We start from the raw sequence: 23,266 nt of genomic DNA, 5'->3' as shown, positions 1-23,266 counted from the left end.
AGGAGCGATTGATGAAGTTATACACCCTGGATGTTACGTGCCTGGAGAATGCTCGCCGTGGTTTGCAGCAACCTTTTTCGCCGCTGCAACTGGCGCTGGGGAGACTGGTTAGCGAGGCGGATAAACTCCGCGGGCAACCCCCTGAAAGCGTAGTGCATAAAAAGCTGCGCCCGGTGAGTGGCGACCCGCACGACTACTACAGCCTGGGGACTTACTGGTGGCCCAATCCACGCAGGCCGAATGGCCTGCCGTATATCCGCCGCGACGGGCACACCAACCCGCAATGCCAGAACAATGACACTGACACCACGCGCATTATTCGCATGTGTGAACGTAGCCTGACGCTTGGGCTGGCATGGTATTTTACGGGGCATCGCAAATACGCGCTTGCGGCGGCAGAGCAAATCAAGTGCTGGTTCCTTGATGAACAGACGCGCATGAACCCGCATTTGAATTACGGCCAGGCGATCCCTGGAATAGTGTCCGGGCGAGGCACCGGGCTTATCGACACCCGCTTATTGTGGATGGTTATCGACACCATCGGGTTGATAAGCGATGCAGGCGTACTGGACACCGACGATATTATCGGCTTGCATCAGTGGTTCCGGGACTTTAACCACTGGATGTTCTTTAGCGATGTTGGCCATTCGGAATACGTCTGGCACAACAACCACGGCACCTGGTATGACGCGCAACGCGCGGTCAATGCGCTGTTCTACGGGGATAAAGGGCTGGTGGCGCGCATTATCCAGCAGGGAATCACGCAACGCATGGCGGCGCAAATTGACCAGGAAGGCAAACAGACCATGGAACTCGAGCGCCCGGTGCCGTTCCACTATTCCTTGTTCAATCTCGAAGCCCATTTGCTACTCAATCGCTATGCCGAACATGTCGAATTCGACCGCTGGAATGCGGTGCAAGATGGCCGAAGCGTGAAGCTCGGGATTGATTATTTGATGCCGTTTATCGCTGACCCGGATTTGTGGCCATATCGTGATTTAGACGGCATTGTCTGGGATAGCGCATTGCGCCTGTTGTTGCAATCCATGCGCGGTTATCCAAAAGACGCGACGCGCTACAAAACGGTACTGGCGAGTTTCCCGGAAGATACGCTGAGTTTGCGTGAGCAACTGATGTGGTGCGCCTGAAATGTGTAGGTTTGTCGGGTGTTGATCACCCGACATGTCAATAATCAGTGCTGCTGATGGTTTACTAAATTGGTCAGATGCACGTCAGTCTGGCTCATACATAACCCGGCTTTGCGTGCATTTCGCACTTCGTCGAGAATCGTATTGAGTAAAACGCCTTCTTCTTCTTGTTCGCGATCCATGGTCTTCAGGAAATTCAGCGTCGGGTAATCCTTTAACTCCGTCGCTTCAGCGGTCAATTTATTTAAAGTGGCACAACGCTGTTGGTAATCTTCTACCGTTTTTTCAAACAGCATTTCCAGAGAGTCGCATTCGCTTTGTGGTGATTCAATCGCCCCCACAATGGGAGTGCCGCCCGCTTGCTTCATAAAGTTAAATATACGCATCATCTGCGTGACATTGCACTGCGCCTGGTTTCTTAAAAATGTCGCGGTACCCGTCAGGCTTTTTTCAGAACACCAGCTGCTTAATCGTAAATAGAGATTGGAAGAGTAAAAATCGCGGTTAATCTGCAAGTTGAGTCTTTGAACCATGCCGGAGGTTGCCATAATCATTTCCTTATTGAAGCGGAACATCGGGTAAAGGTCGGGGGAGAAGCTTTTAAAATAATACCTCTTTTGGGTTATTTTCAATACGTTTAATTCTGCCGTTTTACCCTTATTTACAACATGCTTCACTACGAAATATTAAAAACAAAAAATGAAATAATTATTAGGCTTGAGGTTTATCTTTGGTAATTAAAATTCCATGATCAATGTTGTGATTCACCATCGAAAAATGAATATCTGATCTGGCGTCTTTTTGTTTTAGATCACATTTTGTTCACTCGCTAATTTTGCCCGCGATTGTTTTCGGTATTGCAGCGGCGTCTGGCTCATCATTTTTTTGAAACAGGTAATAAAATAAGTCACCTCGATAAAACCGACTTCCTGCGCGATGGCATCAATGCTTAACGGCGAAGTGCGCAATAAATCGCAACTTTTCTTGATACGTCGCGTCAGCAAGTATTCATGAATGCTGCCCCCGGTTTGCTGGCGAAAAATACGCGAGGTATAGCTGCGAGATAAACCGATGGACTGCGCCAGCTCATCCAGCGAAAACTTGCCGCTGTAATTGCTTTCCACCCATTGCATGATGCGTGACGCAACTGTCTGTTGAGGCTGAATAAATTTCTGCGGCTGCTCGGGCAGGAAAGCCATGATTTGCATCACCAACAGCGCCACATCGCTGGCGGTCGAATGCCCATTAAGGCAAAGTTTGTCGAACTGCTCGAGGATGACCTCCATAAACTCTCCCTGTTCACTTAAATCGTAAACCTGCGCCGGGGCATTGCTGGCCGCAAGGGCCGAAAATTGTGCCAGCTGGCGCGGGAAAGCGTGCAGGGTGCTCATTATTGACGTGTGCTCAATATGCATAGTGGTGCGGTGGTAGTGATTAGTATCGCTGGCATCGACGTGAACCTTGTGCAGGCGAAAGGGAGGGAAGATAAATAACCGCCCAGGCCTGGCCGTGTAATGCTGGTTATCGACCACGACTATTCCATATCCTTTTGAAATATAGAGAAACTCAGCACATTGATGCCAGTGATAATACTGCGCACTGGAGGCTCGTAGGCGATGAAATGAGATAACCTGGCTATCGAGGGTGATCCGCTCCATAAATTGTTGTTCGCTCATTTCCCCTCCAGGACAATAAATTTAAGTTTTTACGCCATGATTTGTAATTTATTGCCCCTGGATTTAGAAAAAGCCAGTGAAAGTGAAATAACGGTTTAGTTTTGTGATGCGGCTCACTCTGACTCAGGAATAAAAGCGACTACTCTTTGCATCAACGCGCAAACTGAGCGCACAGAAAATATGAATAACAACAACTTACAATATTCTCGTGTCTGACGGGAGGAAATCTTGCAACCTGAAAACATTACTCTAAATAACCCTCTGAAAAACAGGGACGATCTTCGTAAATTGGTTAATCAATTATTGAATGCCGTTTCGCCATTCTTTAAAAAAGATGCCAGTCGCGTCGATCTTGCTAACTTCACCGCTCATTACGGGCAGCAAATTGCAAATATGGAAACATTCTCGCGTTTGCTGTGGGGCGTCACCCCACTTTTGGCGGGAGGGCATGAACCGGAACAATTCTCTTTTTATATTCAGGCAATAAAAAACGGCACCAACCCTGAACATGCAGATTACTGGGGGGAAGTCGCACCTTACGATCAGCGTATTGTGGAAATGGCGGCCTACGGATTAATGCTGGCGGTGGCGCATAAACCGCTGCTGGCGCACTTTAGCGAGCAAGAAAAACACCACCTTTGGCAATGGCTCAAGCAGAGTGAAAACCAGGATATCCCGGATAATAACTGGCATTTCTTTCCGATTCTGGTGCAGGTCGGTTTCCACCATTGCGGCATGCCGAATAATGCCGAAGCGCTCGAAAAGCATTTCGCGGCGATGGAGCACTACTACCTCGGCGACGGCTGGTATTCAGATGGTCCAGGTCGCCCGCGTGATTACTACATTTCGATGGGATTCCATTTCTATGGGCTTATCTACGCTAAATTAATGGCCGAGGTTGACCCGCAACGCTGCCGGACATTGCGCCAGCGCGCCACACTGTTTGCCGCCGATTTTATCCATTTCTTCGCCGATGATGGCGCGGCGATTCCTTTTGGCCGCAGCCTGACTTATCGCTTCGCGCAGGCTGCGTTCTGGAGCGCTGCGGCCTTTGCAGATCTTGAGGTTTACGAGCCTGGCGTGGTGAAAGGTATCGTGCTGCGCCATTTGCGCTGGTGGCTGCAACAGCCGCTGTTTGACCGCGATGGCGTGTTGAGCGTGGGTTATAGCTACCCGAACTTAATTATGGCGGAAGATTACAACGCGCCCGGTTCGCCTTATTGGGGACTGAAAACCATGCTGGTGCTGGCGCTGGGTGAAAACGATAAATTCTGGCAGGCCCAGGAATTACCGTTACCTGCACGGGAAGCGGAACACAGCATTCCTCACGCCGCTCAAATTCTGGTTCATCAGGACAACCATTTATGGATGGTGACGTCAGGCCAGCTGGAGCTGAATAACTTCGTTAATACCGAAGCCAAATACTGCAAATTCGCTTATTCCACTCGCTACGGTTTCACCATCGAGCGCGGACGTTACGGCCTGAATCACGCCGCCCCCGATTCAATGCTGCTGCTTTCTGAGAAAGACGATTATTGGCGCGGACGCAGGGCATGTCAGCAAGTCACCACTGCCGACGGCATGATTTATAGCCGCTGGCAGCCGTGGAATGACGTGACTATCGACACCTGGCTGGTGCCGCTTGGCGACTGGCAAGTGCGGGTGCATTACCTCAAAACCGAACGTGAACTCGATTGTGCCGAAGGCGGTTTTAGCCTGGCCAATCGCCCCTTGCCGCAAACCGAAATGGCGGCGTCGAAAAGTGTTCTGCGGACAGCGAGCGATACCAGTGCTATCTACTGTTTAAGCCCGCAACCGCGTACCGGAGAGCAGGTTTTAACGCCGCCAAACAGCAACTTACTGTTCGCCGAACGAGCAGCTGTCCCGCTGCTGCGCGGTGAATTAAACGTGGGTACACATCTGTTAATCAGTGCCGTTTGGGCAGGGGATACTGAAGACTTTAACGAACAATCTTGCCCGCAAGCCATTATCAGCGAGGGCGCTGTACGCCTGGTGATGAGCCACCACCAAAAGCACGTATTGTTTCTGGAGAACCCTCAATGAATAGTTCAACACCAACGCGTACTGCTCAAATAAAAATGAGCACTTTTATCTTCCTCTACTTTTTCACCTGGTCTTCAAGCTTCGGGCTGTATGCCCTGTGGTTGAGCCAGAAAGTAGGGCTGGACAGCATTACCATCGGCAGCGTTTTCGCCATCAACGGCGTCTTTGCGGTGGTGATGAAACCGGTCTACGGCTACATCATGGACAAAATCGGGATGAGCAAATGGCTGCTCTATTTTGTCTGTGCTATCTCCGCGTTAATGGCGCCGTTTTTCGTCACGGTTTATCAACCGCTACTGCTCACGCACACCACTATTGGCATCGTCATTGGCGCGTTTTATCTGAGCCTCGGCTGGTACGCAGGGGTTGCGGCGTCCGAGTCGTACGCGGATAGATTCAGCCGTTTGTATGGCCTGGAGTTTGGGCGCATCCGTATGTGGGGATCGCTCGGCTGGGCGATGGCCGCATCGGTATCCGGTTTGCTGTTCAACTACACGCCGCTGGCAAACTTTTTGGTCAGCAGCACCACTTCCGTCTTGATGTTGGTGGTGTTGGTCAGCCTCAAAATTGGCGATGAACAGCTACGCAATAACAACGTGATTTCAGCGAATAAAATTGTGTTTTCCGATGTCATCATGTTGCTGAAAAACCGCAAATTCTGGATGTTCAGCCTGTATGTGGCTGGTGTGGCATGGATGATGTTTGTCGCCGAACAGCAGTTCCCGCGCTACTTCGTTTCGTTCTTTGACACCAAAGAGCAGGGCAACGCCTGGTACGGCTATTTGAGCACCGTTCAGTCCGGCATGGAATTCGTGATGATGATGTTCATTCCGGTGCTGGTTAATCATTTCGGTGCGAAAAAGGGTTTGCTGCTGTGCGGCTGTGTGGTGGGTTTGCGCCTGATTGCCTCAGGCCTGACATCCGATCCGCTGGTGATTTCAATCATCAAGCCGTTCTACGGCGTGGAAATCGCACTGTTGCTGATCTCCGTCTTTAAATACATTGCCGAGCATTTCCACAAAAAGGTTAACGCCACCATGTACTTACTGGGTTATCAGGCGATGATTTATGTTGGTTCGGTGGTCGTCGCACCGCCAGCCGGTTATCTGTACGACAAAATCGGCTTCGCACATACCTACTTAATGATGGGCTGCTGCGCGCTGGTCTTCACCCTGATTTCCGCTTTCACACTCTCGCGCTGCCAGTCAACACGCGCGGAGTCTCAAACCTTCTCACCCGCTTTAGACACTTCACCGGTCGAGCCGGTAAAACATTAATTAAAGGAGACGTTATGACCCGTTCTGTAGTCACTGAAAAAGTTGTGACCGAGCCACTGCGCCCTATTGAATTGCATCAAGTAGACCGCCTGGCCCTCAAACATAAGCTGGATAAGGCGTTGCAAAGCGTCACTAAAAAGCTGGATAAGACGATTGTTCTGGTAGGGGATAAATTCCCTAACGAAGCCTGCGAAGGGGGCAAGTGGAAACCTGCTGAGAACAACGAGTGGACCACCAGTTTCTGGCCTGGGCAACTGTGGCTGGCGTGGGAGATGACCGGCGAGGATAAATATCGCCAGGCGGCAGAGCGTTATTTGCCCTCTTTTGCGGAGCGTTTAGACCAGCGTATTGAAACCGCGACTCACGATTTGGGTTTCCTTTATACGCTCTCGTGCGTCAATGCCTGGCGCTTAACCGGCAATGAAACTGCCCGCCAGACTGCGCTGCAAGCGGCAGATATCCTGATGGAGCGTTTTAACCCGGTGGCGAAGATCATTCAGGCATGGGGCGATTTGAATGATCCAGAACAACAGGGGCGGATGATTATTGACTGTAATATGAACCTTCCGCTGCTTTATTGGGCAAGCCAACAAACCGGTGATGCTCGTTACGCCGAGGCGGCAACAGCGCACGCGGAGCAGGCGGCAAAGTACATTGTTCGCCCGGATGCCTCCACATTCCATACCTACTACATGAATGTGGAAACTGGCGAGCCGCGTTTTGGAAATACGCACCAGGGTTACAGCGACTCTTCGTGCTGGTCGCGAGGGCAGGCATGGGGCATATACGGGTTCTTGCTCACGTATCTGTATACCGGCGATAAAGGTATGGTGGATCTCACGCGCAGTCTGGCGCATTACTTTATCAACCGTTTGCCGGAAGATGACGTTTGCCACTGGGATCTGGCGCTGCTGGGTACTGATGCGGTGCGCGACAGCTCGGCCGCGGCGATTACCGCTTGCGGGCTGCTGGAACTGGTGAAAGTGCTGCCGGTTCTGGATGAACATCGCGCCCACTACGAAGAGATGGCGCTGCGCATAATTCAGTCGCTGACCGATAACTACCTGGCGCGGGACGATGAGCCATGCGAAGGCTTGCTGAAACATTCGGTTTATCACATGGCAAGCGGCAAAGGTGTGGATGAATGCTGTAGTTGGGGAGACTATTTCTACCTTGAAGCACTGGCACGCGTGCGCCAGGTGTGGAGTCTCTACTGGTAATTTTATCGCCCCCGTAATGTTGCGGGGGCAACATGGAGAGTCGTGATGAAAACCGTTGCAGTCTTACTGGCTCCTGGATTTGAAGAAGCAGAAGCCATTGTTACCATTGATATTCTGCGTCGTCTTAAAATAAATGTGCGTACACTTTCTTGTATTGATTCGCGCGCCGTTGTGAGTTACCACGATATACCGATGGTCGCCGATGCCACCTTGAGTGAATGTTTCGACGACACATTTGATGCCGTTGTTCTGCCCGGAGGCCCGGAAGGCAGCGTATTCCTCGCGAAAAGCGCCAGCGTGATTGCCTTCGTCCGCCGTCACGATGAACTCGGAAAATTTATCTGCCCGATTTGTTCCGCAGCCGCCCGCGTGTTGGGCGGGAACGGTTTACTAAAAGGACGCCGCTATGTTTGTTCCGGTGATTTATGGCAGCAGGTTGGCGACGGCGTTTATGTTGATGCCGATGTCGTCGAAGACGGCAACCTGATATGCGGAAGAGGATTGGGGAAAGTGTTTGATTTTGCCCTCACCGTAGCGGCTCGCCTCGAAGGTGATGAAGCTGCCGCCCACGATCATGCGGAGCATATTTATTATCCGTGGTGAGGAATTATCAGCATGCGAAATTAGGTCCGTAAGACAATTGCGGAGAGATATTATAAAATGTGCAGAAGTAGAAAAAAAACTTCTGCACAACATTTAAAAAATACGATCCATCCACAAACTATAACTACTCGTTCCTGCAGAGCAATGCTCCCAGCTTATTGCTTCATAAACAAATGACACCGTCTCTTCAGCTTGTCCTCCGTTGTCATTAATTACATGAGGGATAGTAAGTTGTATTTCACAAATACGAGCCTCCGTGAGTTTTATAATGTAATATAGCTCGTTAACACCAAAGCGATTGATTCTGTACATTGGAAACTCACATGCTAATGTTTCGTTTTCGGTGATGGCTTTATTCAATAGCGGTGAAGACTTATCAATTGGTTTTTTAATCGTCAGCATTTGATGGTTTACATTATTGATACGGGTTATTCGATGATTGATTTCTAGGATCATAATTTGATCTAAATGTGCGATTTGTGCTTTGTTCCCAATGGAATCAAGAGAACAACAACCGGCAGATATTAACCCTTGTGTTTTTCCATTTAGCGTGAGGTAAGTTGTGTTCGCCATAAAGTTATCCTTTTATTTCTGCTGTTAATTTAAGTGATGCTTAATTTGTAATGCTGCTTGGCTAATGCATTTTTGTAATTTTAAGGGGGTTTCTTCTTGAAGGGTAATTGTTCATATTTATATTACGTCTATTTTATCATAGGGTCTATTATTGCTTGTTTCATTTAAAGCTGATAACGTACTTTTTATATGACATGTTATTATATAATATGGAGCGATTTTGTAGGTGATGTGTTTCATAATATTGGAGTGGGTGGTTACATCAGTTTCAGTTTCAGTTTCAGTTTCAGTTTCAGTAACAAAGTGTTTAAGTGATGTTGTTCTAGTGGGTTTTATGAACAATTTACAGGGAAGGGTTGGATGACAATATGATAACTTGTGAGTTAAATTATAATGATCGAACGTCAAATGGAACACTAAGATTGCAGTGTTCTGGAGTTGGTATATTTCATGTTTTTTCAGGCTTGGGTGCATTTAAAGATGTTCTTGAATTTTCTCGTGGGAAAAATGGACCTATTCCTTTAGGAAAATATTGGATAGTCGACAGACCTAAAGGTGGAATGTATTCAAGGTTGAAGCAGATTGAAAAAGAAATCAGAACCGGGAATGATTACGATAAATGGTTTGCATTATTTAAACAAGATAGCGTAATGGATGACTATACCTTTGTTGACCTTTTCCAACGAGGGAATTTTAGATTGCATCCACTAAGACCTGATGGGACGGGAGTATCTGATGGTTGTATTACATTTTATAATCAAGCGGATTTCAATACGCTTAGGGACGCTTTATTAAAAACGACGCGAAAAATAATTGATAATTCAGGAATAGTGGCATATGGCGAAATTAATGTGATAGGAATCCCTCGTGCGTAACAGACTTTATTTTTTTCATAATTTTCTTTGGGTTATATTATCTCCTCTGGGGTTGTTTATCAATCTGTTGATGTTTGAGTTGAATGTCAGCTTTTTAAAGTTATTGCCAGGGCTAAATGTGATCGTTAGTCGGTGCGCTGACTTCGTTGTATCAGTTTTTTGCTTATTATTGATTTTTTGGCTACTTGTGAAGTTTGTCGTCAAATCTGCAGGAAAAACCTTAAAGTATGGTTTTATTTATTTTGTTTCGTTCTACTTCATACTTGTGGGATTTATCTTGTCAGATGCGATAATCATTACTAAAGAGATGGTTGAATGTTTTTTAAATAATATGGGTCACTATTCAGTTGATACAAATCTGGAATTTTTTGAAAGGCAGAGAGGTCTAAGAGATTTTATTTTACTGACTAGTTTTTTCTTAATTGACACTATAATTTCAAGTGCTGTTGTTTTTCTCCTCAGATTTTTAAAGCTATTTCCTATACTTACTACCTTACCCAAAACTAAATAATGGCGATCGAACTGGAAACATTACAACTCATTTATCCCAGCAATAGTGGCCATGCCTAGGGTGATTCGATACTCATTTCAGCTACGGGCCGGACAAGTTTGTTGATAAGCCGGGGCAGCTTGAAAAAGTGCAGGGCAATATCGCAAAAGTCGATAAACCCAAAACCGATCCCATCCTGGGAGAGCAGGGAGGGATCATTAAAGTCTGGTAGCGAACTAGCCGCAGGGAGGCGCTGGCTGAACTTATGGACAAATAAGCTATACGCTTATTCATTTGTCTGACATATGCCTCTATTTTTATGTCTTTAATTGCTAAATACATGCACGGTTTTACTGTATTTCTGCTGTGTGATTGCGCTCTCCTATGGATTATTAATTTCCCGCTACAACTATCCCAAGCCTAAAAAGCTAAAAGCCAGCAGTGCTAATGGCTTGTTTTAACTAAATCTTACCCTACATAAAATAAAATCGAGCGGGAGTATTCCATGCACAAATTTACTAAAGCGTTGGCGGCCATTGGTATCGCTGCCGTTATGTCACAATCCGCTATCGCAGAAACGATGAAACTCGGCTTTCTGGTCAAACAACCAGAAGAGCCATGGTTCCAGACTGAATGGAAATTTGCCGATAAAGCCGGGAAAGATCTTGGTTTTGAAGTGATCAAAATTGCGGTTCCGGACGGCGAAAAAACGCTGAATGCCATCGACAGCCTGGCGGCTAGCGGCGCGAAAGGCTTTGTGATTTGTACGCCTGATCCAAAACTCGGTTCAGCGATCGTTGCCAAAGCAAAAAGCTACGACATGAAGGTGATTGCTGTTGATGACCAGTTTGTTACTGCCAAAGGTAAGCCAATGGATACGGTGCCATTAGTGATGATGGCGGCGACCAAAATTGGCGAACGTCAGGGGCAAGAGCTTTATAAAGAGATGCAAAAACGTGGTTGGGATGTGAAAGATTCTGCCGTGATGGCGATTACCGCTGACGAACTCGATACCGCTCGCCGTCGTACTTCGGGTTCAATGGAAGCCCTGAAAGCCGCCGGATTCCCGGAAAAACAAATCTACAAAGTCCCAACCAAATCTAACGACATCCCAGGCGCATTCGACGCCGCAAACTCCATGCTGGTTCAGCATCCGGAAGTGAAACACTGGCTGATTGTTGGCATGAATGACAACACGGTGCTGGGTGGCGTGCGTGCTACGGAAGGTCAGGGCTTCAAAGCGCCGGATGTGATTGGTGTGGGTATCAATGGCGTGGATGCGATCAGCGAACTGTCGAAAGCGCAGGCGACAGGCTTCTACGGTTCCTTGCTGCCAAGCCCGGACGTACACGGTTATAAGAGCAGCGAAATGCTCTACAACTGGGTGAGTAAAGGTGCGGAGCCACCAAAATTCACCGAAGTGACTGATGTGGTGCTGATTACTCGCGATAACTTTAAAGAAGAGCTGGCGAAAAAAGGCCTCGGCGGTAAGTAATCTGCGAATACACGGTGGATAAGCGCAAGCTTCATCCACCCAACCCAAACTGTAGGTCGGATAAGCGCAAGCGTCATCCGACATTGAGGTCTGTCATGCAGCATCAGACACCGTATCTCTCTTTTCGTGGTATAGGCAAAACTTTCCCTGGCGTGAAAGCCTTACAGGACATCAGTTTCGACTGCTATGCCGGGCAAGTTCACGCACTAATGGGGGAGAATGGCGCCGGGAAATCCACACTCCTGAAAATTCTTAGCGGTAACTACGCGCCGAGCGAAGGCAGCATTGTTCTGCGCGGCGAAGAAGTCACTTTTGCCGACACGCCTGCGGCCCTGAATGCCGGGGTCGCCATTATTTATCAGGAACTCCACCTGGTGCCGGAAATGTCGGTTGCCGAGAATATTTACCTCGGGCAACTTCCGCACAAAGCGGGCTTCGTGAACCGTTCTTTATTGAATTACGAAGCGAAATTGCAACTTGAGCACCTCGGTTTGGATATCGACCCGAGTACGCCACTCAAGTATTTATCTATCGGCCAGTGGCAAATGGTGGAGATTGCCAAGGCACTGGCGCGTAACGCAAAAGTTATCGCTTTTGATGAGCCAACCAGTTCGCTATCCCGCCGTGAAATTGACAATTTATTCCGCGTGATCCGTGAGTTGCGGGCTGAAGGGCGCGTCATTCTTTATGTTTCCCACCGCATGGAAGAGATTTTCGCTTTAAGTGACGCGATCACCGTATTTAAAGACGGGCGTTACGTGCGCACTTTCGACGATATGCAGCAGGTGAATCACGATTCGCTGGTGCAGGCGATGGTCGGGCGCAATTTGGGCGATATTTACGGCTGGAAACCGCGCGAACACGGCGCCGAGCGCTTACGTCTTGATGGCGTAAAAGCTCCGGGCGTGCGCACACCGGTTTCCCTGACGGTACGAAGCGGTGAAATCGTCGGGCTGTTTGGCCTGGTGGGTGCCGGGCGCAGCGAATTAATGAAAGGGATGTTTGGCGGCACGCGCATCACAGAAGGTAAAGTGTTGATTGATAGCAAAGTTATCAACATCAACAAGCCCGCCGATGCGATTCGTGCTGGCATGATGCTCTGCCCGGAAGATCGTAAAGCCGACGGTATTATTCCGGTGCACTCGGTGCGTGACAACATCAATATCAGCGCGCGGCGCAAGCATATCAGCGCCGGTTGCCTCATTGATAACCGTTGGGAAGCCGAGAACGCCGCCTCACATATTCGCTCGCTGAATATCAAAACCCCGTCAGCCGATCAGCTCATTATGAATCTCTCCGGCGGCAACCAGCAGAAGGCCATTCTTGGGCGCTGGTTGTCAGAAGAGATGAAAGTGATTTTGCTGGATGAGCCAACGCGCGGCATTGATGTTGGCGCAAAACACGAAATCTATAACGTGATTTATGCCCTTGCGGCGCAAGGCGTGGCGGTGTTGTTTGCCTCAAGTGATTTACCCGAAGTGCTCGGCCTTGCTGACCGCATTATTGTGATGCGCGAAGGGGAAATAGCCGGTGAACTGCTGCATGGTGAAACCAACGAGCAGCAAGCATTAAGTCTGGCAATGCCAAAAACCAGCGCGTCTGCCGCATGACCAGGGAGAGAAAAATGTCTGCATTAACTCCATCATCAACGAAAGCCTCATCAACGAAAGCATCATCAACCAATACCTCATCTGGCGGCAGCAAGAAAACGTCGTCGCTGAGTCTCGGACGCATCTGGGACAACTACGGCATGTTAGTGGTGTTCGCGGTGCTGTTCCTCGCCTGCGCCATTTTTGTGCCGAATTTCTCTTCTTTTGTGAACATGAAGGGGTTGGGACTGGCCATTTCGATGTCGGGAATGGTGGCGTGCGGCATGTTGTTCTGCCTGGCATCCGGTGATTTCGATTTGTCAGTTGCGTCAGTGATTGCCTGCGCGGGTGTCACCACGGCGGTAGTCATCAACATGACCGAAAGCCTGTGGATTGGCGTGGCGGCGGGTTTATTGCTCGGTATGTTAAGCGGTCTGGTGAATGGTTTTGTTATCGCCAGACTTAAAATCAACGCCCTGATTACCACATTGGCCACCATGCAGATTGTGCGCGGCCTGGCGTACATCATTTCTGATGGTAAAGCGGTGGGTATCGAGGACGAGCGCTTCTTTGCCCTGGGTTACGCCAACTGGCTGGGGCTGCCTGCGCCAATCTGGTTAACGGTCGGCTGCCTGATCATCTTCGGTTTGCTGCTTAACAAAACCACGTTTGGCCGTAACACGCTGGCGATTGGTGGCAATGAAGAAGCCGCACGCCTGGCGGGTGTCCCGGTGGTGCGCACCAAAATCATCATCTTTGTTCTTTCAGGTTTAGTCTCGGCGGCAGCGGGGATTATTCTGGCATCGCGTATGACCAGCGGCCAGCCGATGACCTCTATCGGCTACGAGTTGATTGTGATTTCGGCTTGCGTATTGGGCGGCGTTTCGCTCAAAGGGGGGATCGGTAAAATTTCTTACGTCATTGCCGGGATTTTAATTCTCGGCACCGTGGAAAACGCCATGAACCTGTTGAATATTTCTCCGTTCTCGCAATATGTGGTGCGCGGTTTGATTCTGCTGGCTGCGGTCATTTTCGACCGCTACAAACAGAAAGCAAAACGTACCGTTTAAGCTTCTTCTCAACCCTGCCACACCGAAACGCTAGGCCATTCGCGGCCTGGCGATTTATCCTGGAAAATTGCGACACCCGTCACCCTGTCTATACTTACATGGCTAATCATAATTTATCGTTACCGTCACGGTGGCGCATTTAACTGTGTAAGGAGGAGCCGCTGGTGGCTGAAGTATCATCTGTACCGCCTCTAATTTCAGGCAATCTTGCCTTTTTCTTTGACCTCGATGGCACGCTGGCAGAAATCAAACCGCACCCGGATCAAGTCTACATTCCGGCCGCCGTGCGTACGCTGCTGCAAAAAATGTCTGTCATGAGTGACGGGGCTCTGGCATTGATTTCAGGGCGCTCAATGTCAGAGCTGGATAAGCTCGCAACTCCTTTTCATTTCCCGCTGGCTGGAGTGCACGGGGCTGAGCGCCGCGATATCAATGACAAAACCCACATCGTTACCCTTCCTGAACCCATGGTTGCGGCTTTGCATCAGCAATTGAGTGAGGCATTGGAATATCATCCGGGCACCGAACTGGAAGCGAAAGGAATGGCTTTCGCGCTGCATTACCGCCAGGCCCCTGAGGCAAAAGAAGCCATATTTGAATTGGCTCAGGCGATGATTCAGCGGTATCCGGAACTGGCGTTACAGCCGGGAAAATGTGTTGTGGAGCTGAAACCATTAGGAATCGACAAAGGAGCAGCCATTCGCGCGTTTATGCAAGAAGCCCCTTTTGCGGGGCGCAAACCGGTATTTATCGGTGATGATTTAACCGATGAAGCAGGGTTTAAACAGGTTAATGCTCTGGGTGGCTTGACCATCAAAGTTGGGAGCGGCGACACCATTGCCAATTATCGCCTGGCAAATGTTCGCATGGTGTATCACTGGCTTGGCAAATTAACGCAACACATAGAACAACAAAAGCCAGATATTTTACGGGGAGAAAATTATGAGTCGCTTAGTGGTAGTCTCTAATCGCATTGCACCACCAGATGATAAGAAAAGTAGTGCTGGTGGCCTGGCAGTGGGCATTTTGGGGGCATTAAAAACGGCTGGAGGATTGTGGTTTGGCTGGAGCGGTGAGGTCGGTTGCCCCGATGCACCCTTAAAAAAGACCAAACGCGGCAACATTACCTGGGCATCTTTCAACCTGAGCCAGGAAGATTACGAAAGCTATTATCTGCAATTTTCGAATGCGGTGCTGTGGCCCGCCTTTCACTATCGTCTTGACCTGGTCGATTACCAACGTGAAGCGTGGGATGGTTACAGCCGCGTCAATACGCTGCTGGCAAATAAGCTAAAACCGCTGCTGGAAGAGGACGACATCTTATGGGTGCATGACTACCATCTGCTGCCATTTGCCGCCGAATGCCGCAAACAGGGGCTTAATCATCGCATCGGTTTCTTCTTACATATTCCTTTCCCGACGCCGGAAGTTTTCAATGCGCTGCCGCCACACGAAGAGTTACTCGAGGCGTTGAGCGAATACGATTTACTGGGGTTCCAGACCGAGAGCGATCGCCTGGCGTTCCTTGACGGTATTGCCAGCCAGACACGCCTTGACCATCTGGGCAAAAACCAGCACCAGGCATACGGCAACACCTTCCGCACCGAGGTTTATCCGATAGGCATTGAGCCTGAGGAGATCAAAAAGAGTGCGCAAGGTCCGCTACCGCCGAAACTGGCGCAACTCAAGGCGGAACTGGGCAGCATTAAAAATATCTTCTCCGTTGAGCGTCTGGACTATTCCAAAGGCTTACCTGAGCGATTTCTGGCATTCGAGGCGTTGCTGGAGAATTACCCGCAACACCACGGCAAAATACGCTATACGCAGATTGCGCCCACCTCGCGGGGAGATGTTCAGGCGTATCAGGACATCCGTCATCAGCTGGAAACAGAAGCAGGGCGCATCAATGGCAAGTATGGGCAATTGGGGTGGACACCGCTCTATTATCTCAACCAGCATTTTGATCGCAAATTAGTGATGAAAGTGTTCCGCCACGCCGACGTCGGGCTTGTGACACCGCTGCGCGATGGCATGAACCTGGTGGCGAAAGAGTATGTTGCCGCGCAGGACCCCGCTAACCCGGGTGTGCTGGTGCTATCGAAATTTGCTGGTGCGGCTAATGAATTGTCTTCAGCGCTTATCGTCAATCCGTATGATCGTGATGACGTAGCCGCAGCGCTTGATCGGGCATTAACCATGCCACTCGCCGAACGGATTTCGCGCCACAGTGAAATGATGGCGGTGATTGAGAAGAACGATATTCACCACTGGCAGAAGAGGTTTATTGAAGACCTAAAGAAGGCTGAGCCGCGAAGCGATGAGTCGCATTTAGATAAGAAGGTGGCGACATTTCCGAAATTAGCTTAGGGGCATTTTTTTGTAGGGTGGATAAGCGCGAGCGCCATCCACCATTTACATCTGTCGTAACGGATAAAAATGTCGGATGGGCGCTAATGCTAATCCGACCTACTTACTTAAAAATTTCATTTTCAGTTTTTATCCGAGCGGCACCAACAACACATCAACCTGACTCGATGCCACCACGGCCTTCGCGGAGCAAATTATCTTGCTGAAAAAGCTTTGATTATGGTTGCCGCAGATCACCAAATCCACCGAACCTTTATTACATATCGCCAGAATATGCTCACTTAATTCACCGGTTGTAATAACTGTTTCGACAATAGGATAATTGGCCTTCGCAATAAGCTCATCCATAAAAAGCTGAGTCTCTTCAAGCATTAATTCCCGTAGGTTCTCCATCATCGGTGCGGCAAATTGATTATAAAGTTCAGGATCTGATGCGAGTGAAATCAGAGTGATTTTTGCATTTGCTGGTCGGGCGATTGAAACGGCCTTTTCCACCAGTAACTGGCTTTCCGGACTGACGGCGACAGCAACCAATATATGTTGGTAACTCATTACAACCTCCTGTTGACTGAAAATCAGACGCTTAACATTTTTCCTACAACAATCTGCCAAAGAGCGCAAGGATAGTAACCGTAGAAAATGTGAGCCTGCTCATGAAAAAAGATTAACAACGCTAATGTAATGAACTTGTAACGGAATTGAGATGCAGGCAACGCTTAAATTTCCATCAAACTTTCGTATTATTTTAATAAGATTTAATCGCTGACCCTGTTAAGTAAGAATTTATTCTTTCCCATCAACAAAAGGTAATTTTACAAGGTGTTATGTACTGAAAAAGGCGAGTAATTCAGTGTATTTGATGGTGATAATAAAAATACGATATAAATCACATAGCTAAGTGAGCTTACGGAAGCGATATTGATAGCAGGTCATGAGATTGTTAGTCAGAAGAAAAGGTTTTTCCAGATAAACGTAACGGATATTCCGATTTTGGTTGCAAAGCACTCAATTGAAAAGTCTTACTGATGTTTTAAGGGGATGTATAAAGTAAATATATGTGATCTCTGTCACATAAATCCCAAAATTCAACGGCAACCGCATTGTATGTCTACAGGGCTACGAGTAGAGTTTGCCCGGAATTAAGAAAAATCTTAATTTCACCATAAGAATTTACTCTCGGATAAGAACGCACCAACAAGGAAGTCTCCACCACATTTTTGTGTCGGTGGATTCAGTGCGTGTTATCAGTCAATTGATATTGGCTTTTTGCTTGTTTTAATTTTAACCGGAATTTTCCGGCGACTCACGGGGTGCGGCATCGCCGCATGTAAAAAAGTTAGTTTTTCAGGATGAACCAAATGCATACATCCGAGTTGTTAAAACATATCTACGATATTAATTTATCGTACTTACTGCTTGCTCAACGCCTTATTAGCAGTGATAAACCCTCAGCAATGTTTCGTCTGGGCGTGACTGAGGATATGGCCAATTCCCTGAGCGAATTAACCTTGCCACAAATGGTTAAATTAGCGGAAACGAATCAATTGATTTGTCAGTTCCGCTTTAATGATGAGCAAACAATTACCCGTTTAACACAAGACTCTCGTGTGGATGATTTACAGCAAATTCATACTGGCATTTTGTTATCCACCCGCTTATTAAATGAGGTGTCCGCGACAGACGAGGCACCGCGCAAAAAAAGGGCATAACAAAATGAGCGAGAAAAGTATTGTTCAGGAAGCCCGTGATATTCAGCTCGCGATGGAGTTAATCACGCTGGGTGCAAGATTGCAGATGCTTGAAAGTGAAACACAATTAAGCCGCGGCAGACTGATCAAACTGTATAAAGAGCTACGTGGTAGCCCGCCGCCAAAAGGAATGCTGCCTTTTTCTACCGATTGGTTTATGACGTGGGAGCAAAATATTCACGCTTCTATGTTTTGCAACGCCTGGCAGTTCTTACTACGCACGGGTTTATGTACCGGTGTTGACGCGGTCATCAAGGCTTATCGTTTATACCTTGAACAGTGCCCTGCGCAAGAGGGCGGCCCGCTACTGGCGCTGACTCGCGCCTGGACGCTAGTGCGTTTTGTCGAAAGCAACATGCTGGAACTGAGCCGTTGCAACTGCTGCGACGGCAATTTTATTACTCACGCACACCAACCCGCAGGCAGCTTTGCTTGTAGTTTGTGCCAGCCTCCATCAAGAGCGGTAAAAAGACGTAAACTTTCTACGAATACTGCCGATATTATTCCACAACTGCTGGATGAACAGGTCAAACAGGCCGTTTAACAGTTCGGTGTGGTAAACACTCCAGCAGCGATAAGCCATTATCGCTGCTTTTTTTTGCCCCGCATCTGACTGTTTTTCCCTTTGATTTGTGATTCCTCGTCACATTTAACAGCAGAAGGATGTACTCGTGCTGATTGTAATAGGTTATCTGGTCGTAATTGCGACAGTATTCGGCGGCTATATGATGACCGGGGGTCATCTTGGCGCACTCTATCAACCAGCTGAATTTGTCATCATTGGCGGAGCGGGGATCGGGGCCTTTATCGTGGGTAATAACGGTAAAGCCATAAAGGCGACGATAAAAGCGTTGCCATTACTGTTTCGCCGCTCGAAATACACCAAAAGCATGTATATGGATTTGATGGCGCTGCTTTATCGCTTGATGGCGAAGTCGCGCCAACAAGGGATGTTTTCCCTTGAGCGTGATATCGAAAATCCAAAAGAAAGTGAAATCTTCGCCAGTTACCCGCGTATTTTAGCCGACACCCTGATGCTGGAATTTATTATTGATTACCTGCGCTTAATTATTAGCGGGAATATGAATTCGTTCGAAATTGAAGCGCTGATGGATGAAGAAATTGAAACCCACGAAAGTGAGGCGGAAATACCGGCTAACAGTCTGGCAATAATGGGGGATTCACTTCCGGCATTCGGTATCGTGGCGGCGGTAATGGGCGTAGTACACGCGCTGGCATCCGCTGACAGACCCGCTGCTGAACTCGGTTCTTTAATTGCGCACGCGATGGTCGGCACATTCCTCGGTATTTTGCTGGCATACGGTTTTATTTCCCCGCTGGCGACCGTTTTACGCCAAAAAAGCGCGGAAACCACCAAGATGATGCAGTGCGTAAAAGTGACGCTGCTCTCGAGTCTTAATGGTTATGCTCCGCCAATTGCCGTCGAATTTGGCCGTAAAACGTTGTATTCCAGCGAACGTCCATCGTTTATCGAACTGGAAGAACATGTTCGCGCTGTTCGCTCGCCAAATGGGCAGCCGCAGCGTGCAACGGAAGAAGAAGTATGAAGAACAACGCGCGCCCCATTGTTGTCGTAAAACGCCGCAAGCATAAGGGCCACGGCGGCGGCGCGCACGGCTCGTGGAAAATTGCTTATGCCGACTTCATGACCGCAATGATGGCCTTTTTTCTGGTGATGTGGCTGATTTCCATCTCCAGCCCTAAAGAATTGGCGCAAATTGCCGACTACTTCCGTACACCGCTTTCCGCCGCGATTACCGGCGGCCAGCGAATTGCGGATAGCTCCAGCCCCATTCCTGGCGGCGGTGATGATGTCACCCAGCAGCAGGGCGAAGTGAAACGACAGCCGAACATTGAAGATCTGAGAAAGAAGATGGAAACCAGTCGTCTTAAACGCCTGGGCGACAAGTTAGATCAGCTCATTGATGCCGATCCTAAACTGCGCGCGCTCCGTCCGCATCTGCAAATCGATCTGGTGCAAGAAGGGCTGCGAATACAAATCATCGACAGCCAGAACCGCCCGATGTTTAAAAACGGCAGCGCTGAAGTGGAACCTTACATGCGCGATATTTTGCGCAGTATTGCGCCGTTACTAAATGATTTTCCGAACAAAATTAGCTTATCAGGCCACACCGACGATTTGCCTTACGCCATGGGTGAGCGCGGATACAGCAACTGGGAACTTTCCGCTGACCGGGCGAATGCCTCGCGGCGCGAATTGATGTCGGGCGGGCTTATCGACGGCAAAGTGCTGCGCGTTGTGGGTATGTCCTCAACGATGCGCCTGACCAATCGCGGGCCGGGTGACGCCATCAACCGTCGTATTAGTTTGCTGGTACTGAACAAACAAGCTGAAGAGGCCATCGTGCACGAAAACGCAGAAAGCGATAACCGGCCTCTCAGCATTCTCCAACAACCTGCCGCCGTGGAACCGGCGCAGAACACATTACCGCCACAATCCGGTACGAGGTGATAGCGTGAGTATGGATATCAGCGATTTTTACCAGACATTTTTTGACGAGGCCGACGAGCTGCTGGCCGATATGGAACAGCACCTGCTGAATCTGCTGCCAGAAGCGCCGGACTCAGAACTGCTGAACGCCATTTTTCGCGCCGCGCACTCGATTAAAGGGGGCGCGGGGACGTTTGGCTTCTCCGTTTTGCAGGAAACCACGCATTTAATGGAAAACCTGCTCGACGACGCACGGCGTGGAGAGATGCAACTCAGCACCGATATCATCAACCTGTTTTTGGAAACCAAAGATATTATGCAGGAACAGTTGGACGCGTATAAAAACTCACAGGAACCGGATGCTGAGAGTTTCGATTATATCTGCAAAGCGTTACGCCAACTGGCTCTGGAAGCCAAAGGTGAAACGCCTGCGCCGCCTGCAAAACTGACGGTCGTAGAGAAAGATACTCTTGAAGCGCCGCCTGCAAGTGACGGGAAACTGCGTATTGCCATTACGGGGTTGAAAGCAAGCGAACTCGATTTGCTGCTCGAAGAACTGGGTAATCTTGGCACATTAAGCGATGTGGAGAAGGGGGCGAATTCTGTCACCGCCACTATGGAAACCACCGTCAGTGCTGATGACATCAGCGCTGTGCTCTGCTTTGTTATCGAGCCCGAGCAAATTGAGTTTCTGCCGCTGCCCGCTGCGTCTGCCGTTGAAGAAATTGACGTCATTGAAGAACCGGTGGCGTTAGCCGTTAACGCGCCTCAACCGGTGGCAATGCCTGCTGCACCTCGCGTTGAACGTGAACCAAAACCTACGCGTGTCAACGAATCGAGCAGTATTCGTGTGGCGGTTGAAAAGGTTGATCAACTGATAAACCTGGTGGGTGAGCTGGTGATTACCCAGTCGATGTTGGCGCAACGTTCTAACGAACTTGACCCGGTTGAACACGGCGAACTGATCACCAGCATGGGTCAGTTACAACGTAACGCCCGTGATTTGCAAGAGTCAGTCATGTCTATCCGTATGATGCCAATGGAATATGTCTTCAGCCGCTTCCCGCGTCTGGTGCGTGATTTGGCCGGAAAACTGGATAAACAAGTGGAGTTGACCCTGCAAGGCAGCTCCACCGAACTGGATAAAAGTTTAATCGAACGCATTATCGATCCGTTGACTCACCTGGTGCGTAACAGCCTGGATCACGGTATCGAAACGCCGGAAAAACGCCTCGCCGCTGGGAAATCGGCGGTCGGCAATTTGATTCTTTCCGCTGAACACCAGGGCGGGAACATCTGCATTGAAGTGTCCGACGACGGTGCTGGCCTTAACCGCGAACGTATCCTTGCCAAAGCGCTGTCGCAAGGCATGCCGGTGCATGAAAACATGTCTGACGACGAAGTGGGCATGCTGATTTTCGCCCCTGGATTCTCGACGGCAGAGCAGGTGACGGACGTGTCCGGGCGCGGCGTGGGTATGGATGTAGTGAAGCGTAACATCCAGGAAATGGGGGGCCACGTTGAGATCAAATCTCAGGCGAATGTCGGCACCACTATCCGCATTATGCTGCCGCTCACCCTTGCGATCCTCGACGGCATGTCAGTCAAAGTGTGCGACGAAGTGTTCATTTTGCCGCTCAATGCGGTAATGGAATCATTGCAACCGAAAGAAGATGATTTGCACCCATTGGCGGGTGGTGAACGCGTGCTGGAGGTGCGCGGTGAATACCTGCCGCTGGTTGAATTGTGGAAAGTGTTCGATGTAAGCGGCGCAAAAACCGAAGCCACGCAGGGCATTGTGGTGATCCTGCAAAGCGCCGGACGCCGTTATGCGCTGCTGGTTGATCAACTCATTGGTCAGCATCAGGTGGTGGTGAAAAACCTTGAGAGCAACTATCGCAAAGTGCCGGGTATTTCTGCCGCAACCATTCTTGGTGATGGCAGCGTGGCGCTGATTGTTGATGTTTCCGCGCTGCAAGGTTTGAATCGTGAACAACGTATGGCAGGCCACGCCGCCTGATCCCGGGTACTGAGGAAGGATAAGAAAATGACTGGATTGACCAATGTAACAAAACTGACCGGGGAAACGGTAGGGCAAGAATTCCTCGTCTTTACGCTCGGCGACGAAGAGTACGGCATCGACATTTTGAAAGTGCAGGAAATTCGTGGCTACGACCAGGTGACTCGCATCGCCAACACGCCTGCGTTTATCAAAGGGGTGACCAACCTGCGCGGTGTGATTGTCCCGATTCTCGACCTGCGCATTAAGTTTGAGCAGGATGGCGTGGAATATAACGATAACACGGTCGTGATTGTGCTGAATTTAGGGCAACGCGTGGTAGGGATTGTCGTGGACGGCGTATCCGACGTGCTGTCTCTGACCGCAGAACAAATCCGCCCGGCACCGGAGTTTGCCGTGACGCTGTCTACGGAATACCTCACCGGCCTTGGCGCGTTGGGCGAGCGAATGCTGATTCTGGTGAATATTGAAAAGCTGCTCAATAGCGAAGAGATGGCGCTGGTGGATAGCGCGGCACGCGTGGCGTAATCGCTTAAACACTCAATAAAAAAAGGCCTGAGCGCAATCTCAGGCCTTTT

The 23,266-nt window shown here is 49.2% G+C and carries 21 protein-coding genes; 17 read left to right on the top strand and 4 right to left on the bottom strand.

The window, feature by feature from the left end; translation table 11 throughout:
• Positions 1–11: 11 nt before the first annotated feature.
• The gene (locus AC0IWZ_RS12205; protein WP_172893847.1) at positions 12–1,148 is read left to right on the top strand and encodes an alginate lyase family protein; all 1,137 of its coding nucleotides are present in this window, start codon (positions 12–14) and stop codon (positions 1,146–1,148) included.
• A 44-nt stretch (positions 1,149–1,192) separates the two neighbouring features.
• Here AC0IWZ_RS12205 and AC0IWZ_RS12200 read toward each other — a convergent pair whose 3' ends face one another.
• Together AC0IWZ_RS12200 and AC0IWZ_RS12195 are read right to left on the bottom strand one after the other, a co-directional pair.
• Positions 1,193–1,696 carry a non-heme ferritin-like protein gene (locus AC0IWZ_RS12200; protein WP_034496110.1) on the bottom strand — a complete coding sequence of 168 codons (504 nt, stop codon included), beginning with the start codon at positions 1,694–1,696 and terminating at the stop codon, positions 1,193–1,195.
• Positions 1,697–1,954: 258 nt separating this feature from the next.
• On the bottom strand, positions 1,955–2,824 hold the full coding sequence (locus tag AC0IWZ_RS12195) for an AraC family transcriptional regulator (protein WP_471677205.1): 870 nt from the start codon (positions 2,822–2,824) through the stop codon (positions 1,955–1,957).
• Positions 2,825–3,052: 228 nt separating this feature from the next.
• Between AC0IWZ_RS12195 and AC0IWZ_RS12190 the strand changes: the two genes are divergently transcribed.
• Genes AC0IWZ_RS12190 through AC0IWZ_RS12175 form a run of 4 tightly spaced genes read left to right on the top strand, consistent with a single transcriptional unit; the run spans position 3,053 to position 7,988 of the window.
• Positions 3,053–4,888 (top strand): DUF2264 domain-containing protein, encoded by a 1,836-nt coding sequence (locus AC0IWZ_RS12190; protein ID WP_471677206.1) that lies wholly within the window; start codon positions 3,053–3,055, stop codon positions 4,886–4,888.
• On the top strand, positions 4,885–6,165 hold the full coding sequence (locus tag AC0IWZ_RS12185) for an oligosaccharide MFS transporter (protein ID WP_034496102.1): 1,281 nt from the start codon (positions 4,885–4,887) through the stop codon (positions 6,163–6,165). The genes AC0IWZ_RS12190 and AC0IWZ_RS12185 overlap by 4 nt, the downstream gene beginning before the upstream one ends.
• Positions 6,166–6,179: 14 nt before the next feature.
• The gene (locus AC0IWZ_RS12180) at positions 6,180–7,385 is read left to right on the top strand and encodes a glycoside hydrolase family 88 protein (protein ID WP_471677208.1); all 1,206 of its coding nucleotides are present in this window, start codon (positions 6,180–6,182) and stop codon (positions 7,383–7,385) included.
• A 45-nt stretch (positions 7,386–7,430) separates the two neighbouring features.
• Positions 7,431–7,988, top strand: coding sequence for a DJ-1 family glyoxalase III (locus tag AC0IWZ_RS12175; protein WP_471677210.1), 558 nt, complete (start codon positions 7,431–7,433; stop codon positions 7,986–7,988).
• A 93-nt stretch (positions 7,989–8,081) separates the two neighbouring features.
• Here the strand turns inward: AC0IWZ_RS12175 and AC0IWZ_RS12170 are convergent, their stop codons facing one another.
• The gene (locus tag AC0IWZ_RS12170) at positions 8,082–8,561 is read right to left on the bottom strand and encodes an Hcp family type VI secretion system effector (protein ID WP_471677212.1); all 480 of its coding nucleotides are present in this window, start codon (positions 8,559–8,561) and stop codon (positions 8,082–8,084) included.
• A gap of 356 nt (positions 8,562–8,917) precedes the next feature.
• On the opposite strand from AC0IWZ_RS12170, the gene AC0IWZ_RS12165 reads away from it, so the two are divergent.
• The 6 genes from AC0IWZ_RS12165 (at position 8,918) to otsA (ending at position 16,447) form a co-directional block, all read left to right on the top strand.
• Positions 8,918–9,436: a DUF2778 domain-containing protein gene (locus AC0IWZ_RS12165; RefSeq protein WP_471677214.1), complete on the top strand. Its 519-nt coding sequence runs from the start codon at positions 8,918–8,920 to the stop codon at positions 9,434–9,436.
• Positions 9,437–10,431: 995 nt separating this feature from the next.
• Positions 10,432–11,421 carry an arabinose ABC transporter substrate-binding protein gene (locus AC0IWZ_RS12160; protein WP_034496091.1) on the top strand — a complete coding sequence of 330 codons (990 nt, stop codon included), beginning with the start codon at positions 10,432–10,434 and terminating at the stop codon, positions 11,419–11,421.
• Between the two features lie 95 nt (positions 11,422–11,516).
• The gene (gene araG, locus AC0IWZ_RS12155) at positions 11,517–13,031 is read left to right on the top strand and encodes an L-arabinose ABC transporter ATP-binding protein AraG (protein ID WP_471677216.1); all 1,515 of its coding nucleotides are present in this window, start codon (positions 11,517–11,519) and stop codon (positions 13,029–13,031) included.
• A gap of 14 nt (positions 13,032–13,045) precedes the next feature.
• Positions 13,046–14,080, top strand: coding sequence for an L-arabinose ABC transporter permease AraH (gene araH / locus AC0IWZ_RS12150; protein WP_259266888.1), 1,035 nt, complete (start codon positions 13,046–13,048; stop codon positions 14,078–14,080).
• Between the two features lie 164 nt (positions 14,081–14,244).
• On the top strand, positions 14,245–15,048 hold the full coding sequence (otsB, locus tag AC0IWZ_RS12145; RefSeq protein ID WP_471677218.1) for a trehalose-phosphatase: 804 nt from the start codon (positions 14,245–14,247) through the stop codon (positions 15,046–15,048).
• Positions 15,023–16,447, top strand: a complete 1,425-nt coding sequence (gene otsA / locus AC0IWZ_RS12140; protein WP_034496085.1) for an alpha,alpha-trehalose-phosphate synthase — start codon at positions 15,023–15,025, stop codon at positions 16,445–16,447. Before otsB ends, otsA begins: the two co-directional genes overlap by 26 nt.
• Before the next feature lie 129 nt (positions 16,448–16,576).
• Here otsA and uspC read toward each other — a convergent pair whose 3' ends face one another.
• On the bottom strand, positions 16,577–16,999 hold the full coding sequence (gene uspC, locus AC0IWZ_RS12135; RefSeq protein WP_471677220.1) for a universal stress protein UspC: 423 nt from the start codon (positions 16,997–16,999) through the stop codon (positions 16,577–16,579).
• Between the two features lie 806 nt (positions 17,000–17,805).
• Between uspC and flhD the strand changes: the two genes are divergently transcribed.
• The 6 genes from flhD to cheW all read left to right on the top strand — a co-directional run bounded on the left by flhD (position 17,806) and on the right by cheW (position 23,216).
• Positions 17,806–18,156: a flagellar transcriptional regulator FlhD gene (flhD, locus tag AC0IWZ_RS12130; protein ID WP_034496082.1), complete on the top strand. Its 351-nt coding sequence runs from the start codon at positions 17,806–17,808 to the stop codon at positions 18,154–18,156.
• A gap of 4 nt (positions 18,157–18,160) precedes the next feature.
• Positions 18,161–18,739: a flagellar transcriptional regulator FlhC gene (flhC, locus tag AC0IWZ_RS12125; RefSeq protein ID WP_115628115.1), complete on the top strand. Its 579-nt coding sequence runs from the start codon at positions 18,161–18,163 to the stop codon at positions 18,737–18,739.
• Positions 18,740–18,866: 127 nt separating this feature from the next.
• Positions 18,867–19,763 (top strand): flagellar motor stator protein MotA, encoded by an 897-nt coding sequence (gene motA / locus AC0IWZ_RS12120; protein ID WP_115628116.1) that lies wholly within the window; start codon positions 18,867–18,869, stop codon positions 19,761–19,763.
• Positions 19,760–20,689, top strand: a complete 930-nt coding sequence (motB, locus tag AC0IWZ_RS12115) for a flagellar motor protein MotB (RefSeq protein ID WP_410373042.1) — start codon at positions 19,760–19,762, stop codon at positions 20,687–20,689. The genes motA and motB overlap by 4 nt, the downstream gene beginning before the upstream one ends.
• Positions 20,690–20,699: 10 nt before the next feature.
• Positions 20,700–22,688 (top strand): chemotaxis protein CheA, encoded by a 1,989-nt coding sequence (gene cheA, locus AC0IWZ_RS12110; protein WP_471679052.1) that lies wholly within the window; start codon positions 20,700–20,702, stop codon positions 22,686–22,688.
• 27 nt (positions 22,689–22,715) lie between these two features.
• A complete protein-coding gene (gene cheW, locus AC0IWZ_RS12105) occupies positions 22,716–23,216 on the top strand; it encodes a chemotaxis protein CheW (RefSeq protein ID WP_034496076.1) in 501 nt (166 codons plus the stop codon).
• Positions 23,217–23,266 lie beyond the last annotated feature (50 nt).

It is taken from the genome of Buttiauxella sp. AC142, assembly GCF_979253435.1.
Note: the sequence above shows the minus strand (reverse complement) of the source record. Positions and strands in the feature narration are given on the sequence as shown.